The following is a 21,279-nucleotide window of genomic DNA, read 5'->3' as shown; positions in this document are numbered from 1 at the left end:
CTTTAAGGGCAATCAACGCGCCGCAGGTTTCTCGATCAGTTTCTTCAAACTGTCACGAGCAGGTTTACTGTATCCGTCGCCACTGCCCGAAGGCTGCTGCTCGGAATCAGCTTGATCATCATCTGGTTTGTTTTTCTTGAATCTCTTCAAGATGGTGTTCTCGGGGTCGTCAGGCAAGAGGGCCATCAGCCAATCGCCGGTTCCCTGCAGCACCACGCGGGACTTGGCGCCCGTGACCCAGTCCGGACGCTGCTTGTCCGGCACCAGCCAGGTGAAGAACAGAAACGCGACCACGACGATCAAAAGGCCGCGAGCGAGGCCAAACAGGAAGCCGAGAGTGCGATCCAGCGCGCCGATGCGCGAATCCAGGATCATGTCGGAGATCCGCACCGTGATCACGGAGACCACGACGAGGGTGCCGATGAACACGCCCGCGACCACGACCACGCTCGCCACCGTGTCGTTGTTGAAATAGGTCTTGGCGGTCGGCAGCAGCTTCGAGAACGAATAGAGCGTCACGATCGCCGCCGCGCCCCAGGCCGCGATCGACAGGATTTCGCGCATGAAACCGCGGACCATGGCGAGCAGGCCCGAAATCAGCATCACACCGAGCAGGATCAGGTCGAGGATGGTTACTGGCATCGGCTGGTCTGGTCCGCTCGTACTTCAAAGGTGCTCTGGCGAATCGGTGCTTGGCCGCTGCCTTAAAAGAGGGGCAGACGGCGTTCCCGGCAAGGCCGCAACCACGCAATCCCATGCTGCTTTTGTGACGGCTGTATAGCGGCGGAGGCCTTCGGCGTCACCTCCGCCTAGCCCTCTCCGCGGCGGAATCTTGCCGGTGTGGCATTTTTCTCGGCCGGCGCGCTCGATTCGCCGCGGCGGGAGCCGCGAGCCGCGATCTCGGCCACCAAAGTCGTCAGGCTGTTGATCGCGTTCAGCGACAATCCGGCATCGCCGCTGCTCTCGCCGCGTGCCGATTCGGGCAGCATGGCGCGCTGAAAGCCGAGTTTGGCGGCTTCCTTCAGCCGGGCCGGGGTCTGCGCCACCGGGCGCACCACGCCGGACAGCGAGATCTCGCCGAAATAGACCGCATCGGTCGGCAATTGCGCGTTAACCAGGGACGACACCAACGCCGCCGCCGCGGCGAGGTCCGCTGCCGGCTCGTGGATGCGCAGGCCGCCGGCGACGTTCAGGTAGACGTCGTGGCCGGACAGCTTGACCCCGCAATGCGCCTCCAGCACCGCCAGCACCATCGAGAGCCGGCTCGGATCCCAGCCGACCACCGCGCGCCTGGGCGTGCCGAGCGAGGTCGGCGCCACCAGCGCCTGCAATTCTACCAGAACGGGCCGCGTGCCCTCGATGCCCGCAAAGACTGCGGTGCCGGGTGTGCCGAGATCGCGCTCGGACAGGAACAGCTCGGATGGGTTGGTGACCTCGCGCAGGCCGAGGCCCGTCATCTCGAACACCCCGATCTCGTCGGTCGGGCCGAAGCGGTTCTTCACCGCGCGCAGGATGCGGAATTGCTGCGAGCCCTCGCCCTCGAACGACATCACGGCATCGACCATGTGCTCGACCACGCGGGGGCCGGCGATCTGGCCGTCCTTGGTGACGTGGCCGACCAGGATGATGGCGGCGCCGGTTTTCTTGGCAAACCGGATCAGCGCCTGCGCCGAAGCCCGCACCTGGGTCACCGTACCGGGCGCCGATTCCACCGTATCGGTCCACATGGTCTGGATCGAATCGATCACGATCAGCCGGGGTACCGCGCCCTCCGACAGCGTCGAGACGATGTCCTCGACCGAGGTCTCGGCCGCGAGCTGCACCGGCGCGTCCGAGAGCCCGAGCCGTTCGGCGCGCAGCCGCACCTGCGCGACCGCCTCTTCGCCGGAGATGTAGACGACGCGGTGGCCGGCGCGCGCCAACAGGCTGGTCGCCTGCGTCAGCAGCGTCGATTTGCCAATTCCGGGATCGCCGCCGACCAGCAGCACCGAGCCGCGGACGAAGCCGCCGCCGGTGACGCGGTCGAGCTCCGCCATGCCTGAGGACAGGCGCGGCGCATCCGGGCTCTTGCCGGAAAGGCTCTCCAGCGCGAACGTTCGCCCCTTGCGCCTGGAGCGGATCGAGACCGGCACGCTGCCGCTGGTGTCTTCCTCCGCGAGCGTATTCCATTCGCCGCAGGACTCGCACTTGCCCTGCCAGCGGTTATAGGCCGCGCCGCAGTTCTGGCAGACGAAGGAAAGCGTGTTCTTGGCCATGGCACCGGTTGAGTCGAGGTTTCGGCTTGCTGATAGCACGGAATGGCGGGGTGATCGCCGGCGCTTCGATGATCTCGGCCCGGCACGCCAGTTATACTTTCATTAGCCCTGTACCGCTGTGACTGGGTGGATTTTGCGAAGTGTTAGCGGACGCGGGTCCAATTTCGGAACCATCGGGGGGCGGCGACGAGACAATGACGAGATTTCTGCGAATATTGCTCGCTGCGGGCATGGCCTGTGGCGTTTTCGCCTCCGCCAGCCCCAGCCTTGCCAAGCCGCTCGAGATCGTCTTCGTCAATCCCGGCAAGTCCGGCGAGGTGTTCTGGGACATGGTCGGGCAGAGCATGCAGGCTGCCGGGCGCAAGCTCGACGCCCATGTCGAGGTGCTGACCAGCGAACGCAATTATCGCACCATGCAGGAGCTCGGACTCGGCGTGCTGGCACGTCGCGACAAGCCCGATTTCCTCATCCTGTCAAACGAGGAATCCGCCGCCGTTCCAATCCTGGAGGCGGCCGAAGCTGCGGGCGTCAAGACGCTGCTGCTCTCGAACACGCTGATCGGCGAGGATGCGGCGCGCCTTGGGCCGCCGCGGCAGAAGCTCAAGACTTGGCTCGGCGACATCACGACCGATCTCCAGACCGCGGGCGCGCGGATGGCGGGCGCCCTGATCGCGGCGGCGCGTGCCGAGAAATGGCAGAGCGCGGACGGCAAGATCCATATTCTCGGCATCGGCGGCGACGAGATCACGCCCGCCTCGATCGCGCGCAACACAGGTCTCAAGCTGGCGGTGGATGCCGCTCCCGACGTCGTGGTGGACCGGCTGCTGTTCGCCAACTGGACGCAGTCGGAGGCCGAGCGGGTCACCGCGAATTATCTGGGCTGGGCCGCGCGCAAGGAGATCCGCCCCGCCGGCATCTGGGCCGGAAACGATCCGATGGCGCTCGGCGCGCTGCGCGCGGTGGTCGCCGCCGGCCTCGTGCCCGGCCGCGACATCCAGCTGGTTGGCCTCAACTGGTCGGAGGATGCGCTGCGCGAGATCAGGGCGGGCCGCCTGCTGCTGAGCGACGGCGGGCATTTCCTGCTCGGCGGCTGGTCGATCGTCCTGCTGCGCGACTATGCCGACGACTGCGATTTCGCAGGCGTCTCGCCCCGGGTCGAGGTCAAGACGTCGGCGATCACCCGGCAGAATCTCGGCTCGGTCGGCGACCTCATCAAGACACGTGCGTTCGACCGGATCGACTTCGCGCGCTTCCGGGCGAAGCCGGGACGATGCGGTCATTACGACTTCTCCCTCGATGCGCTGATTTCGTCCCTGCCGCTTCCCGAAGGCGCCGCCGACTGATGCGCAAGGATGAGGCGATGACCGGTCCCGAACGCAGCGACCAGGCCGCACCGCGCTTGCGCTCGGTCGTTCGCGCCATGATCTGGGCCACCGTGCCCGTGCTGCTGCTGGTGCAATTGCTCGCCTCCGCCGGCGTCGAGGCTTCGAGCTTCTGGTCGCAGGTCAGGCAACTCGACGCCCGCATGGCCCGCCTCGCCGAGAGCCGGGCCGAGCTGATCGCCGAGCCGCTCTGGAAGATGCGCTACGATCAGGTCACGGCCGTGCTGAACGAGATCATGCTCGACGAGACCATCGCGGCGGCGGCCGTCTATGACGATACGGGCGCGGCGATTGCCCGCGTGGCGGCGCGCCCCGAACGCCAGGCGGTCGCGGAGGTCTCGCGTCCGATCCATTACAGCAACGGCAACATGGCCGCCGAAGCCGGCCGCATCGCGATCGCCTATTCCAATGCGGCGCTTTACGCGGACGCCGGCAGCCGGCTGGTGCTGCTGCTTATCGTGGGCTTGCTCGCGACCTTTGCGACGCTGATCGCCATGCGGATCTCCGCCAACATCTTCATCGGCAGGCCGCTCGTCGCCATGATGTCGGCGATCCAGCGCAGCAAGCAGGATGGCCGGGCCTATCCGGCGGACGTCACATCCTCGAACGAATTCGGCCAGCTCGCGCGTGCCTTCAACGCCATGCAACATACGACGTCAGGCGCGCTCGACCGGCTCGGACACATGGCCGCGCACGATCCGCTCACCGGGCTGCCCAACCGGCGCTCCCTGACCGAGCGCCTGGCCGTCGCGAGCCGCCATCGCGGCAGGGCGGACGCGCTGGTCGCGTTCTGCTTCATCGATCTCGACGACTTCAAGGGCATCAACGACACTTTCGGCCATGAGGCCGGCGACAGGCTCCTGGTTCAGATTTCCGAGCGTCTTCGGAGCGCGGTCGAAGCGGAGGATTGGGTCGCCCGGCTCGGCGGCGACGAATTCGTCGTCATCCGCCCCGAGGTGAGCGACGAGGCATCGGCGCACGCATTCGCACAGCAGGTGCTGGCCGCCATCTCCGAGCCGATCCGGCTCCACGACAAGCAGGTGGTGCCGCGCGCCAGCATCGGCCTCGCCGTGCGCCGCGCCGACGATCCGGAGCTGTCGCATCTGCCGACGCTGGCCGACATCGCGCTCTATCATGCCAAGAGCAAGGCGCCGGGTACGGTCGCCGTGCTGGACGAAGCGCTTCAGCGCGACTACCGCCGCCGCAGGGATCTCGAGCTCGCCATTCCCGCCGGCTTTGCCGAGGGACAGTTCGAGGTCTGGTACCAGAGCCAGGTCGACCTCGAAACCCACGAGGTCGTCGGCCTGGAAGCCCTGATCCGCTGGCGTCATCCCGACCATGGCGTGATCGGTCCGGCCGAATTCCTGCCGCTGATCGAGCGCAGCGGCAACAATGGGCGGCTGACCCGCTACGTGCTGACGGATGCCTGCTGGGCACTGCAACGGCTGGCCGCCGCCGGCAGGCCCCAGATCCGGATCGCGATCAATCTGCCGCCGTCCGAGCTCGCCGACCATTCGCTCGCCGCCGCGCTGCGCGCGACCTGCGCACGCTTCGATGTTGCGCCCTCGCTGCTGGAGCTCGAGATCACCGAGGGCTCGCTGATCAACAACATCGCCAGCGCGGCCGAGACGCTGCATCGGCTGCGCCGCTTGGGTGCCGCCATCGCGCTCGACGATTTCGGCACCGGCTACAGCTCGCTCGCGCATCTCAGGCGCTTCCCGCTCGACAGGGTCAAGATCGACAAGGCCTTCATCAGCGAGATTCCCGATAGCGCCGAAGACAAGGCCATCGTCGGCGTGATCGCATCGCTTGCCGGCACCCTGGGGCTCACGCTGGTCGCCGAGGGCATCGAGCGCGCCGAGCAGGCCGCGGCCATGCGCGAGATGGGGGTGAGGTTCGGGCAGGGCTATTTCTATCAGCGGCCGCAGCCGCTCGACGCCGTGCTGCGATGGCTCCAGACGCAGCCGGCGGTCGAGAGCCGCGTCCTCGCCCACAGCCCCTCGATCGCGCCCGAATTCGCCGCCTGAGCGCAGCTGGCTAGGTCTGCGTCGCGTTCCACAGCATGGAGAGCCCGGCCGCGATCATGATCGCGTCCATCAGCAGGCGGAACATGTCCGGCTTTAGGTGCAGCACGAAGCGCTTGGCGAGAAAGGCGCCCGACATCAGCGAGGCGCCCGCGATCAGGCCCTTCATGAAGACCTCGCCGGTCAGCGCGCCGAAACGTTCGAAGGTCACCGACTTCGCGAAATAGAGGCCGAGCGAGGCAGCGGCTTCGGTGGCGAGGAAGGCGCCTTTGGACAGGCCATAGAACAGGAACAGCGGCACGCTGAGCGGGCCGGTCGAGACCACGATGCCGGTGAGATAGCCGATGATCGCGCCGCCGAGCGCCAGATGCCAGAGATTGGCCTTGAGGTCGTGCCGCGCCAGAAAGTGCCGCACCGGCACCATCGCGATCAGGAACACGCCGATGGCGAGATCGACGGCGTGCGAGGGCAGCGCCAGCAGCGTCCGCGCGCCGAGCGCCGCGGCCGGAATGCCCGTGACCGAATAGGCCGCGCAGGCCCGCCAATCGACCTCGCGCCACCAGGCCAGGATGCGCGAGAAGTTCGCCATCACGGACGCCACCGCCATGATCGGCACGGCCTCCTTCGGCCCATAGGCATAGACCAGCACCGGCATCAGCATGATCGACGAGCCGGTGCCGACGATGCCCGAGATGGTGCCGGCGACGAGCCCGACGGCGAGGACGAAGAGAAAGGCCAAGGGGAGCGCTCCGGGAATCGGAGCAGTCTAGCCGGACGGGCCGGCGGGCGCGATGCCGGGCGCGGCTTGGTGTGCTCCGGCAGGCGGAACCCTAAAGCGCGATGCGATCAGGATGGATCGTCAGCGCGCTTCAGGTTGTTGTTTAAGCATGATCTTTTCGGAAGACCGCTGCGCACTTTTCCGGATCATGCTTTAGCCGGGCAGCGGCGCTTCCACGACGTCGAGCAGGGCCCCGAGACCTTGCCGCAGGCGCCGCGTTGCCGCGCTCTCGGTGGCGAGGCCGAAGACGACGAGCGACCGTCCCGTCACGGCGTAAGCGTGGCCGAACTCGAACGCAGGCATCTGGGCCTCGGGCTGGTTGGTGTCGATCAACCCCAGCCAGCGGCTTCCGTCGGTGACCGGCGGAAGTGTGAAGTTCACGACGTCGTAGTGAGCGTTGTAGACCAGAAGCATGGTCGCGTCCGAGCCGCGGCGCTTGACGCCCGTCTCCTGGGCGCGTCCATCGAGCAGCATGCCGAAGCACTTGGCGTTGCCGTCCTCCCATTGCTCGCTGGTCATCTCGTCGCCGGAGGGCGACAGCCAGGTCACGTCCTTGACGTCGAGCTCTTCATTGTGGGAGCCGACCAGGAACCGGCTGCGATAGAGGATCGGGAAGGCCTTACGCGTCGCGATCAGCTTGCGGGCGAATTCACGCAGGCTGCGGCCGTTTGCCGTGATGCCCATCCAGTCGAGCCAGGAGGTCTCGTTGTCCTGGGCATAGGCATTGTTGTTGCCGTTCTGAGTGTGCCCGAATTCGTCACCCGCCAGCAGCATCGGCGTGCCGTGGGACAGCAGCATGGTCGCAAGCAGATTCCGCTTCTGGCGTTCGCGCAACGCGATGATCTCGGCATCGTCGGTCGGCCCCTCGGCGCCGCAATTCCAGGAATGATTGTTGCTGTGACCGTCGCGATTGTCCTCGCCATTCGCCTCGTTGTGCTTGTCGTTGTACGAGACGAGATCGTTGAGGTTGAAGCCGTCATGGGCCGTGACGAAGTTGACGCTGGCCCAGGGCCGGCGGCCGCGCTTGTTGAAGAGATCGCCGGATCCCGACACGCGCTTGGCGAAGTCCGCGATCGATCCCTCGTCGCCCTTCCAGAAGGCGCGCACGGTGTCCCTGAACTTGTCGTTCCACTCGGCCCATCCCGGCGGGAATTGGCCGACCTGATAACCGCCCGGGCCGATGTCCCATGGCTCCGCGATCAGCTTGACGCTGGAGAGCACCGGATCCTGGCGGCAGGCGTCGAGGAAGCCGCCGCCTTCGTCGAAGCCATAGGGCTCGCGCGCCAGAATGGTGGCGAGGTCGAAGCGGAAGCCGTCGACCCGCATCTCATTTGCCCAATAGCGCAAGGAATCCGCAACCAGCTGAAGCACGCGCGGATGCGACAGATTCACCGTGTTGCCGGTCCCGGTATCGTTGATGTAGTAGCGCTTCTGGTCCGGCAGCAGGCGGTAATAGCTGGCGTTGTCGATGCCCTTGAACGACAGCGTCGGACCGAGTTCGTTGCCTTCCGCGGTGTGATTGTAGACGACGTCCAGGATGATCTCGATGCCATGGGCGTGGAACTGGTTGACCATTTCCTTGAACTCGTTGGCGAACGGCGTCTTCAGGTACCGCGGCTCCGGCGCGAAGAAGGCGATGGAATTGTAGCCCCAGTAATTGCGCAGGCCCTTGTCGACCAGGTAGCTGTCGTCGACGAAGGCGTGGATCGGCAGCAGCTCCGCGCTGGTGATCCCGAGCGAGCGCAGATAAGCGGGGATTTCCCCATGCGCGAGCCCTGAGAACGTGCCGCGGTCTGCTTCTGGCACCAGCGGATGCCGCTGCGTGAAGCCCTTGACGTGCATCTCGTAGACGATCGTCCGCTCCCAGGGCACTTCGGGCTTGCGCGCCGCGCCCCAGGTGAAGGCGGGGTCGATGACGCGGCACTTCTGCATCAAGGGCGCGCTGTCGCGCTCGTCGAACGAGAGGTCCTTGTCGGCGTGGTCGAGCTGGTAGCCGAACAGTTCGGGTCCCCAGCGCAATTGTCCGATCAGTTGCTTGGCGTAGGGATCGAGCAGGAGCTTGTTGGGATTGAAGCGGTGGCCGGCATCAGGCTCGTACGGCCCGTGGACGCGATAGCCGTACACGGTACCGGGACGGGCCGAGGGCAAATAGCCGTGCCAGACTTCGTCGGTGTATTCGGGAAGCTCGACCCGCTCCAGCTCGGTTTCACCGTCGTCGTCGAACAGGCAGAGCTCGACCTTGGTGGCATGGGCCGAGAACAGCGCGAAGTTGACGCCGAGGCCGTCCCAGGTGGCGCCGAGCGGAAACGGTTTGCCCTCGGTGACCCGCGATCGGCGCAGGCTCGACGCCGCCCGCGTCAGGGCGTCGTCTGATTGCGTTTTTTGGTCCATGTCTGCCCCCCGATGACGATCCGGTCAGGACGTCGGCGTTGTTGCTGGTAGTTCAGTCGCCGCCTGTTCGGCAGCCGTTGCCGAGGCGATCACGGCCGCCGGCGGCACGTCGGCAGGCTTGGGCAGGACGCTGGCGCGCTGCTGGGCGGCCTCCTTGCTGATCGCTGTGATTGAATTGCCGATCCGCCCGACGATCGCGGTCAACTCGGCATCGGACAGGCCCAACCGTTTTCGCACGAGGCGCATCTGTGCGCGGTCGGTCAGATCAAGCTTGTTGCGGATCGGCTTTGATGTCGGGCGGCGCATGGCGGGCAACTCCTGTGTGTGATCGTAACCGTTACCCGATGATTCCGTTCCAGTTGCCCGGCGAGCGGCGCGCTGACCGAGGGATCGAGAGGCAAGGCCGCCTCATGGCGGGCTCACGTCCATGGCGAGGAACGAAAGAGTGCACGCCTGCTTTTCATTCGCGGGCATCCTTGAAGCGACCGGAACGTCTCGCTCGAACCGCATTTCGCCAATGCATGCCTGCGATCATGTGAGCGCGAAAGGCGGACAGATTGGTTCAGACATTGGGAATAGCCGGACAGGCCCGGCGCCACGGCGCTCAAATCGTCGATGATGGGGTCAGCTTCAACCTCTGGGCGCCGACCGCCCGATCGGTGGAGTTGCTGGAGACCGGCCGGCCGCCGCGGCGGATGTCGCGCGATGACGACGGCTGGTATCAGATGCTCAGCCCGACCGCCCATGCCGGCACGCGCTACCAGTTCAGGATCAACGAGGATCTGATCGTCCCGGACCCTGCCTCGTTATTCCAGCCGGATGACGTCGGCGCGGCAAGCAAGGTGGTCGATACGGCGGCGCTGCGGGATCCCATCCCTTATCCGGGCCGCCCATGGGCGGAGGCCGTCATCTACGAGCTGCATGTCGGCACCTTCAGCGAAGAGGGGACCTATGCGGGGGTCGAGAAGCGACTGCCTTATCTGCGCGATCTCGGCATTACTGCCGTCGAGCTGATGCCGATCAACGATGTCCCCGGGCGGCACAATTGGGGCTATGACGGCGTGCTGCTGAACGCGCCCAATGCCCGCTACGGCAGTCCGCACGATCTCAAGCGGCTGTTGCGGGCCGCCCACGCGCTCGACATCATGGTCTATCTCGATGTGGTCTATAACCACTTTGGCCCGCAGTTGAACTACCTGCACAGCTACGCCGAGAATTTCTTCAACAAGCGTCACACCACCGGTTGGGGACCTGCGGTCAACCTGGAGGGCCGCGACGGCGCGTTCGTGCGGGAGTTCCTGGTCGAGAATGCCTTGATGTGGTTGCGAGACTACGGCTTCGACGGGCTGCGTTTCGATGCCGTCCACGCCCTGAAGGACGATTCCGAGCGGCATTTCCTCATTGAGCTTGCCGAGAGCGTCAGGCACGAATTGCCGGGCCGGCGCGTGCATCTGATGCTGGAGAATGAAGCCAATCAGGCGCACCTGCTCGATCGCGTGGCAGGACGCCCGAAATATTACGACGCCCAATGGGGCGACGATTTCCACAATGCGCTTCATGTCCTGCTGACGGGAGAAGACGAGGGATATTACCGCGCGTTTGCGGACAAGCCGCTCGAGCACCTGGCGCGATCGCTCACCGAGGGTTTTGCCTATCAGGGTGAAGTCTTCGCCCTTCACAACGAGCGACGCGGCGAGCCAAGTGCGCATCTGCCGCCGGAAGCCACGATCTTCTTCGCGCAGAACCATGACCAGATTGGCAACCGGGCTCTGGGTGAGCGACTGTCACGATTGGTCGACCCGGACAAGCTCGGCCAGGCGATGGCGCTGGTCCTGCTCAATCCGCACATTCCCATGCTGTTCATGGGTGAGGAAGCCGCCGTCGAAACGCCGTTCCTGTTCTTCGCAGACTGGACCGGAGAAGCTGCCGAGTTGACGCGGGAAGGGCGGCGCAAGGAGTTTTCGCACTTCAAGGCATTTTCGACCCCCGAGATGCGCGCCAGGATTCCGGACCCGTGCGACGAGGGGACCTTTCAGGCCTCGAAGCTCGACTGGAGCAGCATCGATCATTCTCCCGGCTGCGCGGGCTTTCGGGCCTTGACGACGCGATTGCTGACGATCCGACGCGAGAGGATCGTGCCGCTCATCGCGCAAGGTTTCGTTTCGGCGCAGCGCGAGCTGATCGGCGGCGATCCTCGTCAGGGCGCGATTGATGTGCGCTGGCTGACGAGGAGGGGAGAGACCTTGCAGATCGTCGCCAACTTCGCCGACCATCCGCTTCCGATGCCGGCTTTGGTCGCAGGCGAATGCCTGTGGCGCGGCGGGCCGGCGGACGAACGATCGCTGCGGCCTGGCGACATCATCGTACGACTTGGTCAGGCATGACCGGCGCAATCCCGGCCTGATGGCGGTACGATCTTGCGGCGCCCGCTGCCGGTTGCAATCATCCGTGCAAACCGCGATCATGATGCAGTGACCGTCTCGTCTCTCAGAAGCAAAGTCCGCCGCCTGTACGAGGGCGCAACGCCGAGCGGCGTGCGCTTCCGCTATGCGCTGCTCGTGTTCGATATCGTGACGGTGTTGTTCATCATTGCCACCTCGTTCCTGCATCCCAGCGAGATCATCGAAACGCTCGACGTTGTGTTCGGCATGCTGCTGCTGGCCGACTTCTCGGCGCGGCTCCTCGTCGGCCGGCATCCGTTTCGGAGGTTCCGTCAGCTCGCGACCTGGGCCGACATGGTTGCGATCGTATCCTTCCTGGCACCGCTTGCCGGCGAGGCGGGCGGGTTTCTCCGGATCCTGCGAACGCTGGGGATGCTGCGCGACTACCAGATGCTGGTGCGGCTGCGCATCGATTCTCCGTTCTTTCGTCGCAACGAAGAGGTCATCTTCGCCGTCACCAACCTCGCCGTTTTCATCTTCGTCATGACCGGGATCGTTTACGAGACCCAGAAGTTTCGCAACGATCAGATCCACAATTATGCCGATGCGCTGTATTTCACGGTCACGGCGCTTACGACGACCGGCTTCGGAGACATCACCCTGCCGGGTACGGTCGGTCGTCTCATCACCGTCGTGATCATGATCTTCGGGGTGACCCTGTTCTTCAATCTTGCCCGCGCGCTGCTCAGTCCTAACAAGGTGCGGTTTTCGTGTCCGGCCTGCGGGCTCCAGCGGCACGATGCCGACGCCGTGCATTGCAAGGCTTGCGGCAAGCTTCTCAATATTCCGGACGAAGGCGCGGTGTGAGGCGCGTCTCGGGGCATGATGCCGTTGGACCCCATGATGAGCCGAAATCGGGGGCGCTAACCCATTGAATCGACTGGGGCCGGCTACTGTGCATGGGGTTGTTTTTCATCTTTTGGGCATGGGCCGTTACCGCAGCACCACCCATGCCGGCGCGTGGTCGCTGGCGCCTTCCTCGCCGCGCACCTTCTTGTCCACGCCAGCCTTCGCCAGCCGTGAGGCCAGGGCGGGGCTGAGCAGGAGATGATCGAGCCGCAGGCCCGCATCGCGCGGCCACCGGTTCCGCTTGTAGTCCCAGAATGTGTAGATGCGTTTTTCCGGATGCAATTCGCGGATCGCATCGCACCAGCCCTGCGACACCAGCGAGGCATAGGCCGCGCGGCTCTTGGGCTGGACCAGCGCATCCTTGTCCCATGAGCGCGTGGGATAGATGTCGATCTCGGTGGGCGCGACGTTGTAGTCGCCGGCGAGCACGACGGGCAGATCCTGCTGGATGAAAGTGTTGGCGTGACGCTTGAGGCGCGCGAACCAGTCGAGCTTGTAGTCGAATTTCGGTCCCGGTTGCGGATTGCCGTTGGGCAGATAGATGCTGGTGACGATGATGCCGCGCACGGCGGCCTCGATGTAGCGGGCTTCGTGATCCCCGGGTCTTCCGGGCAAGCGGTCGCGGGTCAGGATTGGCGCGGTCTTGCGGGCGAGGATGGCGACGCCATTCCAGGTCTTCTGTCCGCGCCACACCGCGCCATAACCGGCTTTTTCGATCGCGGCCGCCGGAAATTCGCCATCACTTGCCTTCAATTCCTGAAGCGCAACGACATCGGGCTTTGCCGCGCGCAGCCATGCCAACAGATTGGGCAGGCGGCGGTTGATGTTGTTGATGTTGAATGTCGCGATCTTCATGTAGAGCTGCCGGCTCCTGCCTTTCGTACCCGGAGACACAATGTCCAAGTTGAACTTTGCCGCTATCGTCGCAGCTGTCGCGCTCTCCGGGCTCGCGTCGGCACAATCGTCCGACCCGCGCGGCGCGTGCAAGGCAGATTACGACAAATTCTGCGCCGGCATCGCGCCCGGTGGCGGCCGCGTCGTCGCCTGCCTCACCGACAAGCGCGATCAGCTCAGCGCAACCTGCAAAGAGGCGCTGGACAACAGGAAGAAGAAGTAAGCGTTCCGTGTCCCGGACGCGCGCAGCGCGAGCCGGGATCCAGAAGGCCACACGGTTAGAATGTAGAGAGATGGGCCCCGGCTCTGCAGCGCACCGCTGAAGGAGCGCTGCGCTGCGTCCGGGGCACGAGAACTTAGCCCGGCGGGGCCGCGGGCTGCTCGATTGGCGGCGGCTCGGCTCCGCTCACGGCAGCCGGCTTCACCAGCGGCTCCTCCGCATTGCCGCCCTTGTAGATGCGGGCATAGCGGTGGCCGAGGCTGGTCAGCACCTCATAGCCGATCGTGCCGAAATGATGCGCGAGCTCGTCGACGGTGATGCCCTCGCCGAGCAGCGTCACCATATGGCCGCGCCGCGCCGCGTTCGGCGGCAGATCGGTGATGTCGATCGCGATGAGGTCCATGGAGATGCGCCCCGCCACCGGGCAGCGTTTGCCGGCGACGATGACCTCGGCGCCGCGGGTGCCGTCATTGGAGCTGGCCGCGCGGAAATAGCCGTCGGCATAGCCGACTGCGATGATCGCAAGCTTGGTCGGCCGCCGCGCGGTCCAGGTGCCGCCATAGCCGACGGTCTCGCCGCGCTCGATGCTGCGGGTCTGCACGATGCGCGCCTTGAGGTCGACCACCTGCTGCATCGGATTGTCGGCCTCCGGCGTCGGGTTGACGCCGTAGAGCGCAGCGCCCGGCCGCACCAGGTCGAACTGGAACGGCGCGCCCAGGAAGATGCCGGAGGAATTGGCGAGCGCGGCCGGCACGCCGGCGAACTCGCTGGCGATGCTGCGGAAGGCGGCGAGCTGCCGGGCGTTCACCGGGCTGTTGAGCTGCTCGGCCGAAACCAGATGGCTCATCACCAGCGTGATGCCGTGATCGCCGGCGTTGATGCGGGGAATGATGGCCTGCGCTTCGGTCAACGTCAGGCCGAGCCGGTTCATGCCGGTGTCGATGTGGATCGCAGCCCCTCCGTTCCAGCCGGTGCGGCGGCAGAACACGTCCCATTCGGCGAGCTCGTTGAGGTCGCCGATCACCGGGCGGCAATTGATCTTGGCGTAGTGCTCGCCGGTGTTCTGGAAATAGCCGCCAAGCACGTAGATGGTGGGCTCGGGAACGGCGGCGCGCACCTTGCGCGCTTCCTCGATGGTGGCGACGAAGAAGGTCTTGCAGCCGGCCTTGCTCAGCGCACGCGCGACCTCGGCGGCGCCGCAGCCATAGGCATCGGCCTTGATCACCGCCGAGCATTCGGCCGGCACCGCCGTCTTCTCGAGCTTGCGCCAATTGGCGATGATGGCGTCGAGATCGACGGTCAGGACGCCGCCATAGGCGGCGAGCGCGGCGGCCTGGTTGGCCTCGGCAGAGAGAAGGCCGGATTGCGAGAGGGTTTTCGGGTCGGACGCCATTGTCATGGCGCCGTTTTACGCAAGAGACCCGCGCGGTTCAACCCAAGGAGCCTAGTAGTCGCTACTGCGGTCCGGCAGCTGGCCGTCATGCGCGAGGTCGCCGAAGCGGGTGACCGAGGCGTCGAAGTGCAGCTCGACCGTGCCGGTCGGACCGTGACGCTGCTTGCCGATGATGACTTCGGCGCGGCCCACCGTGCGCTCCATGTCGGCCTGCCATTTGGCGTGCTCCTCGGTGCCGGGGCGGGGCTCCTTCATGGCGAGGTAATATTCCTCGCGGAACACGAACAGCACGACGTCGGCGTCCTGCTCGATCGAGCCGGATTCACGCAGGTCCGACAGCTGCGGCCGCTTGTCGTCGCGCGATTCGACCTGACGCGAGAGCTGCGACAGCGCGATGACGGGGACGTTGAGCTCCTTGGCCAGCGCCTTCAGGCTGGTCGTGATCTCCGTGATCTCCTGCACGCGATTGTCGCTCCGCTTGCCTGAACCCGAGAGCAGCTGGATGTAGTCGATCACGAGCAGATCGAGGCCCTTCTGGCGCTTCAGCCGGCGCGCGCGCGCCATCAGCTGTGCGATCGACAGGCCGCCGGTGGCGTCGACGTAGAAGGGCAGCGATTGCAGCTCGATCGAGACTTGGCGGATCTTCTCGAAATCGGCTTCCGTGATGCCGCCGCGGCGGATGTGGGACGAGGGGATGCCGGTGCGCTCGGCGACGATACGCGTCGCGAGCTGGTCGGCCGACATTTCGCACGAGAAGAACCCGATCACGCCGCCGTTGGCGGCCTTCATGGTGCCGTCGGCCTGAAGCTCCGGCACATAGGCCTTGGCGACGTTGTAGGCGATGTTGGTGGCCAGCGACGTCTTGCCCATGCCGGGACGCCCCGCCACGATGATGAGGTCGGAGTGCTGCAGGCCGCCCATCTTGGTGTCGAGGTCGCGCAGGCCCGTGGAGATGCCCGACAGCTTGCCGTCGCGCTGGAACGCCTTGGCGGCGAGATCGACCGCGACCGTCAAGGCCTGCGAGAATTTCTGGAAGCCGCCGTCATAGCGGCCGGATTCGGCAAGTTCGTAAAGCTTGCGCTCGGCGTCCTCGATCTGCGCCCGCGGTTGGAAATCGACCGGCGCGTCATAGGCGACATTGACCATGTCCTCGCCGATGCCGATCAGGTCGCGCCGGAGCGACAGGTCGTAGACGGTGCGGCCGTAATCCTGGGCGTTGATGATGGTGGTGGCTTCGGCGGCAAGCCGCGCAAGATATTGCCCGATGGTCATGCCGCCGACATCGGTGTCCGCGGGCAGGAAGGTCTTCAGCGTGACCGGGGTTGCGATCTTGCCCATCCGGATCAGGCTGCCGGCGGTCTCGAAGATGGTCTGGTGCAGCGGCTCGAAGAAATGCTTCGCCTCCAGGAAGTCGGAGACGCGGTAGAAGGCATCGTTGTTGACCAGGATCGCGCCCAGAAGGCTCTGTTCCGCCTCGATATTGTGCGGTGCGCTCCGATAGGCGGGAGTTCCGGCATCGGGCGCGAGTTTGAGAACGTTCGAATCAGTCAGGGCCATGGTCGGACGTGCTTAGCAATTTTCTTGGGCGGATGCGGGGCCGGGATAAAGCGCCGCCGGAGGTCAAAGCGGAAGCGAAAGCTGGCCGCTATCAACCGCTCAGTGAAAGTGGTGGATGACTGGCAGCCCCAGCGCGCGCCGCGCTTGACGGAATTCTGCGGAACCGGCCCCCCGGCCTGAAGTGGCCGCGACCGCGCCATGGAAAAATCCTGAAACCGTGAACTTTATGGATTGGCGCGCAGACGTAACCAAGAGGCGTGCGACCTGCGCACGCTGGCCGCTTTCGGCTCGGCTTCAGACCAGCAGGAGGTAGACCAGCGCGACCAGAGCCGCCCCGACGCCGGTGGCGATCAGGGCGTAATCGGTGCGGAGGTCGTCCTGCACGTCGAGCGAGGTTTGGGTCTCTTTGCTCATGGCGACGATCTAGGCCAAGCCCGACCAGACTTATGTGAAGTGGATCACATCTGCCCGGATATTTTCGGGGGTAGGACCGGAACAGGCGGACGGGACCGGAATTGTCTCCCACGGTCCGTCACAGGGAACGAGGCAAGCGATGCGGCCAGAACGGCAGCTCCAGACTTGGCAGCAGACTCGGCAGCCCCAGACCTGGCGGAGCGAGGCGGGTAGCCGGCTTTGGCTGTCGGGGCTGATTGCGGCTATGGAGCACGCTGAACGGCCCGACGTGCGTCGCCAGCCGGTCGCACCCGAAATCCTCTTGGAACTGCGGGCGCAACTGGCGTTAACGGCCCTTGTCCGGTTTCCCCGGATTTCGACCCTGCGTCACTAGGATCTATTCACCGGCGAGTTTGAGCTTCGGTCCAGCCACGCCTTCGCGGGCGCGCAGCCGGGCTTCTTCGCGCGGCAAGTAGTCACGGGTCATCGGCACCACGCCCTGGCGGCGCGTGAGCTGGATCTGGAAATTCATCATGGCTTGCTTGCGGAACGTCATCTCGCAAGCCGCCAGATAGAATTCCCACATCAGCGCGAAGCGCTCGTCGTAGAGCTGCACGGCCTCCTCACGCCGCGCCATGAAACGTTCCCGCCAGGCTTTCAGCGTTTCCGCGTAGTGCAGGCGCAGGATCTCGATATCGCAGACCAAGAGGCCGGCGCGCTCGATCGCCGGCAGCACTTCCGACAAGGCCGGGATGTAGCCGCCGGGGAAGATGTATTTGGCGATCCAGGGGTTGGTCGAATCCGGGCCCTGCGAGCGGCCGATCGAATGCAGCAGCATGATGCCGTTCTCGCTGAGCAGCTCGGCGCAGCGCTGAAAATAGGTATCGTAGAAGCCGGCGCCGACATGCTCGAACATGCCGACCGAGACGATGCGGTCGAACGGGCCTTCGGCGTCGCGATAGTCCTGGAGCAGGAATCGGGCCGAGCCGGACAGGCCCTTTTCCGCGGCGCGCGCATTGGCGATCTGCAATTGCTCGGTCGACAGCGTTACGCCGGTGACATCGGCGCCGGTGGTCTCGGCGAGATAAAGCCCGAGCCCGCCCCAGCCGGAGCCTATGTCGAGCACGCGCTGTCCGGGCCTGACGAGCAGCTTGGCGGCGATGTGGCGCTTCTTGGCGAGCTGCGCGTCGTCGAGCGTCGTCTCCGGCGTCTCGAAATAGGCGCAGCTGTATTGCTTGTCGGCGTCAAGGAAGAGCGAATACAGCCGGGCGTCGAGATCGTAATGATGCGCGACGTTGCGGCGGGACCGCGAGCGCGGATTGAACTGCTTCAGGTGCCGCGCCAGGTAGCGCAGGTGCCACCACGGTTTTGCCCACTGCGGCAATAGGTCGGGTTGATCGAGCAGGATCGCGAGGGCATCAGCTATGGTGCCGCGTTCGACGACGAACTCGCTGTCCATATAGGCCTCGCCGAGCCCGAGCTCGGGATTGACGAGGATCTTCCGCTCCGCTTCCGCAGTGACGAAGCGCACCGCCACCGGCTCGCCGCTGCCGTCGCCGACGGTGAATGTCGACCCACTGGAGCCGGTCACCGTCATCGACCCGCGGCGGATGAATTGAGACAGGAATTTACGCAACAATCGGTCCATCGCCACCTTCCTCTCGAGCGAACCCCAAGAGAACTGCAAGAGATGCGACTAACCCGGCCTTCACATCGGACGCTCAGGTCCCGCTCTGGTTCCTATGCGTTTGCATCCAAATCTAGGGAGGGCGGCCCGGCTGCGCTATTGCGCTGTGTTCACAGCCGATATTCCAAAACGGCTTAATCACATCCTTGCGCGTGGAGGCTGCTTCCATTCGCGGCTCAATCGGATAAAAGGTGACCCGCCGCCGCCCCGGAGGCCGGCTGCACCTCTCGGAATCAATGGAGATGTTGGGAATGTCGAGCCGAGCGCTCAGCCTCGCGACGGTGCTGCTTCTGATCGGCTTTGGCGCGACCGATACCGTCTTTGCGCAGCCGACGAATCTCGAGGCCGGCAAAACTCCGTCCCAGCTTTTCGCCCAGACCTGCAACGCCTGCCACAAGAGCCCACGCGGGCTTCTGAAGACCGTCGCGCCGGGTTCGCTGCCGGGCTTCCTGCGTCAGCATTACACCACGAGCTCGGACATGGCGGGCGTTCTTGCCTCCTATCTCGTCTCCAACGGTGCCACCGACACCCGCTACCAGGCCAAGGACGGCAAGAAGGACGGCGCCAAGGACAAGGACGCGAGCAGCAATCCCGAGCCTCAGGGCCGTCGCCCGCGCGCCCAGGATGCCAGGCCGGACGGCGAGGCTGCTGCGCCCGCGGCCGAGGGCGCCCGCCAGAAGCGTGCGACACGGCCGGCCGAGGATGGCTCGAAGCCCGAGTCACAGGTTGCGCCCGAGGGGCGCAAAGGCAAGCGCCGCGACAAGCCCGGCACCGAGGAGGCGCCGAAGGCCGACGCCACCGCGCCAGCCCCTGAAGAGAAGAAGAGCGCACCGGAGCCGAAGCCGGCGGCCAAGCCGGACGCGGCCAAGGTCGAGCCCGGCCGCGACGAGGCCAAGCCCGACAGCGCCAAGGTCGAACCCCGCGGCAGCGAGACGCCGGCGGTACGGCCCGATCCTGTCCCGCCGGTAACCCCCGCTGCACCGGCGGCCGCGAAGCCTGCCGAGCCGCCGTCCAAGTCGGCGGAAGAGTCGGCTCCCAGGCCTGCCGCGCCGGCCGCCAGCTCTGAACCGGCGGCCAAGCCGCAGGAACCGGCATCGCCCGCGCCCGCGGCGACCCCGCCTGCCGCGCCCGCCGGGTCCTCCGGCCCGCCAGCGCCGCCGATCTCGCGCTAAGCCAGCTCGTTTTCGCTCGACATGCGGAGGCCGCGTTCGTCGCGGCCTTGGCATCGTATTGACCGCATTAGAGTGCTACTCTAGAGTGATGCTCTAGGAGGGCCGATGACGGCGAGCGTGCGAGACGATTTGTTGGCAGCCGGGCTGGCCGTGTTCGACCGCGTCGGCTTCGAAGCTGCGACGGTGGCCGCGATCCGTGCCCGGGCGCGGGCCTCCAATGGCAGCTTCTTTCACGCCTTCGGCTCGAAGAAGGAGCTTGCCGGTGCGCTGTTCCTGGAGGTCTTGCGGCACTATCACGCCGCGGTGCTGGCCGCGCTCGATCCTGTGCCCGCGGCGGAGCAGGGCATCGATCGGCTGATCCGGGCACATCTTGACTGGGTCGTGACCAGCCGGCGCGAGGCGCGCTACCTGTTCGAGATTTCGCGCAGCGAATGGGGCGAGGACGTCCGCGACGCCCAGCGCGCGCAGAATGCACGCCTTGCCGACGGCATCGAGCGCTGGCGCGCGCCGCTGGTTGCAGGCGGCGAGCTCTTGCCGATGACGCCAGCGATGTTCGTCAGCCAGCTCATCGGTCCGGCGCAGATTTTCTGCCGCGCCTTCCTGTCGGGACGCGACCGCGCCGATCCGCGCGCCGAGGCCGACACGCTGATCGCCTGCGCCATCCGTGCGCTGCGGCCACACGATCGCATCGACAAGCACTAAGGAGAGACCGCATGCGCGCCGAAGCAGATCCGGAATTCGCGGCCGTTGCCGCGCACATTCATGCCAATGTCGGCCGGCAGGGCTTCATGAATTTGGTCGGCGCCGAGCTGTCGGAATTGACGCGCGGCACCTGCACGATTGCCGTGGATCGCCGGCCGGAGCTGCTGCAGCAGCACGGCTTCTTCCACGGCGGCGTCACCGCCTTCCTGGTCGACAACGCCACGACGATCGCAGCCGCCACCTCGCGCGGCCAGCCGGCGCTGACGGCAGAATACAAGCTCAATCTGCTCTCGCCCGCGGTCGGCGAGAAGCTGATCTGCCGGGCCCGCGTGATCAAGCCGGGCCGTCAGGTCTCGGTGGTCGCCGCCGACGTGTTCTGCGTCAGCGAGGGTGTCGAGAAGCACACGGCAACGGCGCTGGCCTCGATCGCGATGCTGAGCGAGGACGTCGCTGCGAAAACGAAAATCCCGGCCGCCTGAGGCAGCCGGGCTTCGCGGTCTCGCGCGAATGCGAGGCTTACTTCTCTTCCGCGGCCGGCGCCGGCGCGACCTCGTCGTGCTCGGCTTCCGGATCGAAGAACTCGCCGGCGGCTGCGATCGCCTCGGCGGCCGCGTCGCGGTCCTCGTTGCGGGTCGAGATGTCCTCGCCGCGGTTGATGCGCTCGGCCTCGTCCTGGCTGCGCGCAACCGTGACGGTGATCTCGACCTCGACCTCGGGGTGCACGGCAACGATGACCGTGTGCTTGCCGATGGTCTTGATCGGCGCGTCGAGCTGCACCTGCGGACGGTCGAGGTGGACGCCGTCGGCCTCGAACGCCATGACGATGTCGCGCACCGTGACCGAGCCGAACAGCTGGCCGGCTTCGGAAGCCTGGCGGATCACGATGATGTTCTTGTCCTTGATCTTCTCGGCGACCTTGGAGGCTTCGCCCTTGGCCTGGAGGTTGCGGGCCTCGAGCTCGGCCTTCATGCCGTCATACTTGGCACGGTTGTCGGCGGTAGCGCGCAGCGCCTTGCCGCGCTTGAGCAGGAAATTGCGGGCGTAGCCGTCGCGAACCTTCACGACTTCGCCCATCTGGCCGAGCTTGTTGACGCGTTCCAGCAAAATGACTTCCATATTCGTTCTCCTATTGAAGTGCTCT

The 21,279-nt window shown here is 65.6% G+C and carries 18 protein-coding genes; 8 read left to right on the top strand and 10 right to left on the bottom strand.

Annotated features, from left to right (window positions below; all coding sequences use genetic code 11):
* Nucleotides 1-12: 12 nt before the first annotated feature.
* Together DCM79_RS14380 and radA are read right to left on the bottom strand one after the other, a co-directional pair.
* The gene (locus tag DCM79_RS14380) at nucleotides 13-642 is read right to left on the bottom strand and encodes a CvpA family protein (protein ID WP_028136867.1); all 630 of its coding nucleotides are present in this window, start codon (nucleotides 640-642) and stop codon (nucleotides 13-15) included.
* A 167-nt stretch (nucleotides 643-809) separates the two neighbouring features.
* The gene (gene radA / locus DCM79_RS14375; protein WP_257180411.1) at nucleotides 810-2,255 is read right to left on the bottom strand and encodes a DNA repair protein RadA; all 1,446 of its coding nucleotides are present in this window, start codon (nucleotides 2,253-2,255) and stop codon (nucleotides 810-812) included.
* A 194-nt stretch (nucleotides 2,256-2,449) separates the two neighbouring features.
* On the opposite strand from radA, the gene DCM79_RS14370 reads away from it, so the two are divergent.
* Nucleotides 2,450-3,598 carry an ABC transporter substrate-binding protein gene (locus DCM79_RS14370; RefSeq protein WP_257180410.1) on the top strand — a complete coding sequence of 383 codons (1,149 nt, stop codon included), beginning with the start codon at nucleotides 2,450-2,452 and terminating at the stop codon, nucleotides 3,596-3,598.
* A 17-nt stretch (nucleotides 3,599-3,615) separates the two neighbouring features.
* Nucleotides 3,616-5,664: a putative bifunctional diguanylate cyclase/phosphodiesterase gene (locus DCM79_RS14365; protein ID WP_373568076.1), complete on the top strand. Its 2,049-nt coding sequence runs from the start codon at nucleotides 3,616-3,618 to the stop codon at nucleotides 5,662-5,664.
* Between the two features lie 10 nt (nucleotides 5,665-5,674).
* Here DCM79_RS14365 and DCM79_RS14360 read toward each other — a convergent pair whose 3' ends face one another.
* From DCM79_RS14360 to DCM79_RS14350, 3 genes are all read right to left on the bottom strand, one after another.
* Nucleotides 5,675-6,400, bottom strand: coding sequence for a sulfite exporter TauE/SafE family protein (locus tag DCM79_RS14360; protein WP_257180408.1), 726 nt, complete (start codon nucleotides 6,398-6,400; stop codon nucleotides 5,675-5,677).
* 192 nt (nucleotides 6,401-6,592) lie between these two features.
* On the bottom strand, nucleotides 6,593-8,830 hold the full coding sequence (gene glgX, locus DCM79_RS14355) for a glycogen debranching protein GlgX (protein ID WP_257180407.1): 2,238 nt from the start codon (nucleotides 8,828-8,830) through the stop codon (nucleotides 6,593-6,595).
* A gap of 24 nt (nucleotides 8,831-8,854) precedes the next feature.
* Nucleotides 8,855-9,136 carry a DUF3606 domain-containing protein gene (locus DCM79_RS14350; RefSeq protein WP_257180763.1) on the bottom strand — a complete coding sequence of 94 codons (282 nt, stop codon included), beginning with the start codon at nucleotides 9,134-9,136 and terminating at the stop codon, nucleotides 8,855-8,857.
* Between the two features lie 251 nt (nucleotides 9,137-9,387).
* Between DCM79_RS14350 and treZ the strand changes: the two genes are divergently transcribed.
* Together treZ and DCM79_RS14340 are read left to right on the top strand one after the other, a co-directional pair.
* Nucleotides 9,388-11,214 (top strand): malto-oligosyltrehalose trehalohydrolase, encoded by a 1,827-nt coding sequence (gene treZ / locus DCM79_RS14345; protein ID WP_257180406.1) that lies wholly within the window; start codon nucleotides 9,388-9,390, stop codon nucleotides 11,212-11,214.
* Between the two features lie 87 nt (nucleotides 11,215-11,301).
* A complete protein-coding gene (locus DCM79_RS14340) occupies nucleotides 11,302-12,078 on the top strand; it encodes a potassium channel family protein (RefSeq protein ID WP_257180405.1) in 777 nt (258 codons plus the stop codon).
* Nucleotides 12,079-12,204: 126 nt separating this feature from the next.
* On the opposite strand, the gene DCM79_RS14335 is transcribed toward DCM79_RS14340, so the two are convergent.
* Nucleotides 12,205-12,975, bottom strand: a complete 771-nt coding sequence (locus DCM79_RS14335) for an exodeoxyribonuclease III (protein WP_257180404.1) — start codon at nucleotides 12,973-12,975, stop codon at nucleotides 12,205-12,207.
* A gap of 40 nt (nucleotides 12,976-13,015) precedes the next feature.
* Between DCM79_RS14335 and DCM79_RS14330 the strand changes: the two genes are divergently transcribed.
* Nucleotides 13,016-13,237, top strand: coding sequence for a cysteine rich repeat-containing protein (locus tag DCM79_RS14330; protein ID WP_028136857.1), 222 nt, complete (start codon nucleotides 13,016-13,018; stop codon nucleotides 13,235-13,237).
* 133 nt (nucleotides 13,238-13,370) lie between these two features.
* Here DCM79_RS14330 and alr read toward each other — a convergent pair whose 3' ends face one another.
* The 3 genes from alr to DCM79_RS14315 form a co-directional block, all read right to left on the bottom strand.
* Nucleotides 13,371-14,627, bottom strand: a complete 1,257-nt coding sequence (gene alr / locus DCM79_RS14325; protein ID WP_257180762.1) for an alanine racemase — start codon at nucleotides 14,625-14,627, stop codon at nucleotides 13,371-13,373.
* A gap of 51 nt (nucleotides 14,628-14,678) precedes the next feature.
* Nucleotides 14,679-16,184, bottom strand: a complete 1,506-nt coding sequence (locus tag DCM79_RS14320) for a replicative DNA helicase (protein ID WP_028136855.1) — start codon at nucleotides 16,182-16,184, stop codon at nucleotides 14,679-14,681.
* A 790-nt stretch (nucleotides 16,185-16,974) separates the two neighbouring features.
* Nucleotides 16,975-18,225: a cyclopropane-fatty-acyl-phospholipid synthase family protein gene (locus DCM79_RS14315; RefSeq protein ID WP_257180403.1), complete on the bottom strand. Its 1,251-nt coding sequence runs from the start codon at nucleotides 18,223-18,225 to the stop codon at nucleotides 16,975-16,977.
* A 290-nt stretch (nucleotides 18,226-18,515) separates the two neighbouring features.
* Between DCM79_RS14315 and DCM79_RS14310 the strand changes: the two genes are divergently transcribed.
* The 3 genes from DCM79_RS14310 to DCM79_RS14300 all read left to right on the top strand — a co-directional run bounded on the left by DCM79_RS14310 (nucleotide 18,516) and on the right by DCM79_RS14300 (nucleotide 20,617).
* Nucleotides 18,516-19,436, top strand: a complete 921-nt coding sequence (locus DCM79_RS14310) for a hypothetical protein (RefSeq protein ID WP_257180402.1) — start codon at nucleotides 18,516-18,518, stop codon at nucleotides 19,434-19,436.
* A 105-nt stretch (nucleotides 19,437-19,541) separates the two neighbouring features.
* Nucleotides 19,542-20,138, top strand: a complete 597-nt coding sequence (locus DCM79_RS14305; protein WP_257180401.1) for a TetR/AcrR family transcriptional regulator — start codon at nucleotides 19,542-19,544, stop codon at nucleotides 20,136-20,138.
* Between the two features lie 11 nt (nucleotides 20,139-20,149).
* Entirely contained in the window at nucleotides 20,150-20,617 is a 468-nt protein-coding gene (locus DCM79_RS14300; protein ID WP_257180400.1) for a PaaI family thioesterase, read from the top strand.
* A 37-nt stretch (nucleotides 20,618-20,654) separates the two neighbouring features.
* On the opposite strand, the gene rplI is transcribed toward DCM79_RS14300, so the two are convergent.
* Entirely contained in the window at nucleotides 20,655-21,254 is a 600-nt protein-coding gene (gene rplI, locus DCM79_RS14295; protein WP_028136849.1) for a 50S ribosomal protein L9, read from the bottom strand.
* Between the last annotated feature and the right edge of the window lie 25 nt (nucleotides 21,255-21,279).

Origin of the sequence: Bradyrhizobium sp. WBOS07 (assembly GCF_024585165.1) — a bacterium.
In the GTDB taxonomy this organism is placed as follows: domain Bacteria; phylum Pseudomonadota; class Alphaproteobacteria; order Rhizobiales; family Xanthobacteraceae; genus Bradyrhizobium; species Bradyrhizobium japonicum_B.
Note: the sequence above shows the minus strand (reverse complement) of the source record. Positions and strands in the feature narration are given on the sequence as shown.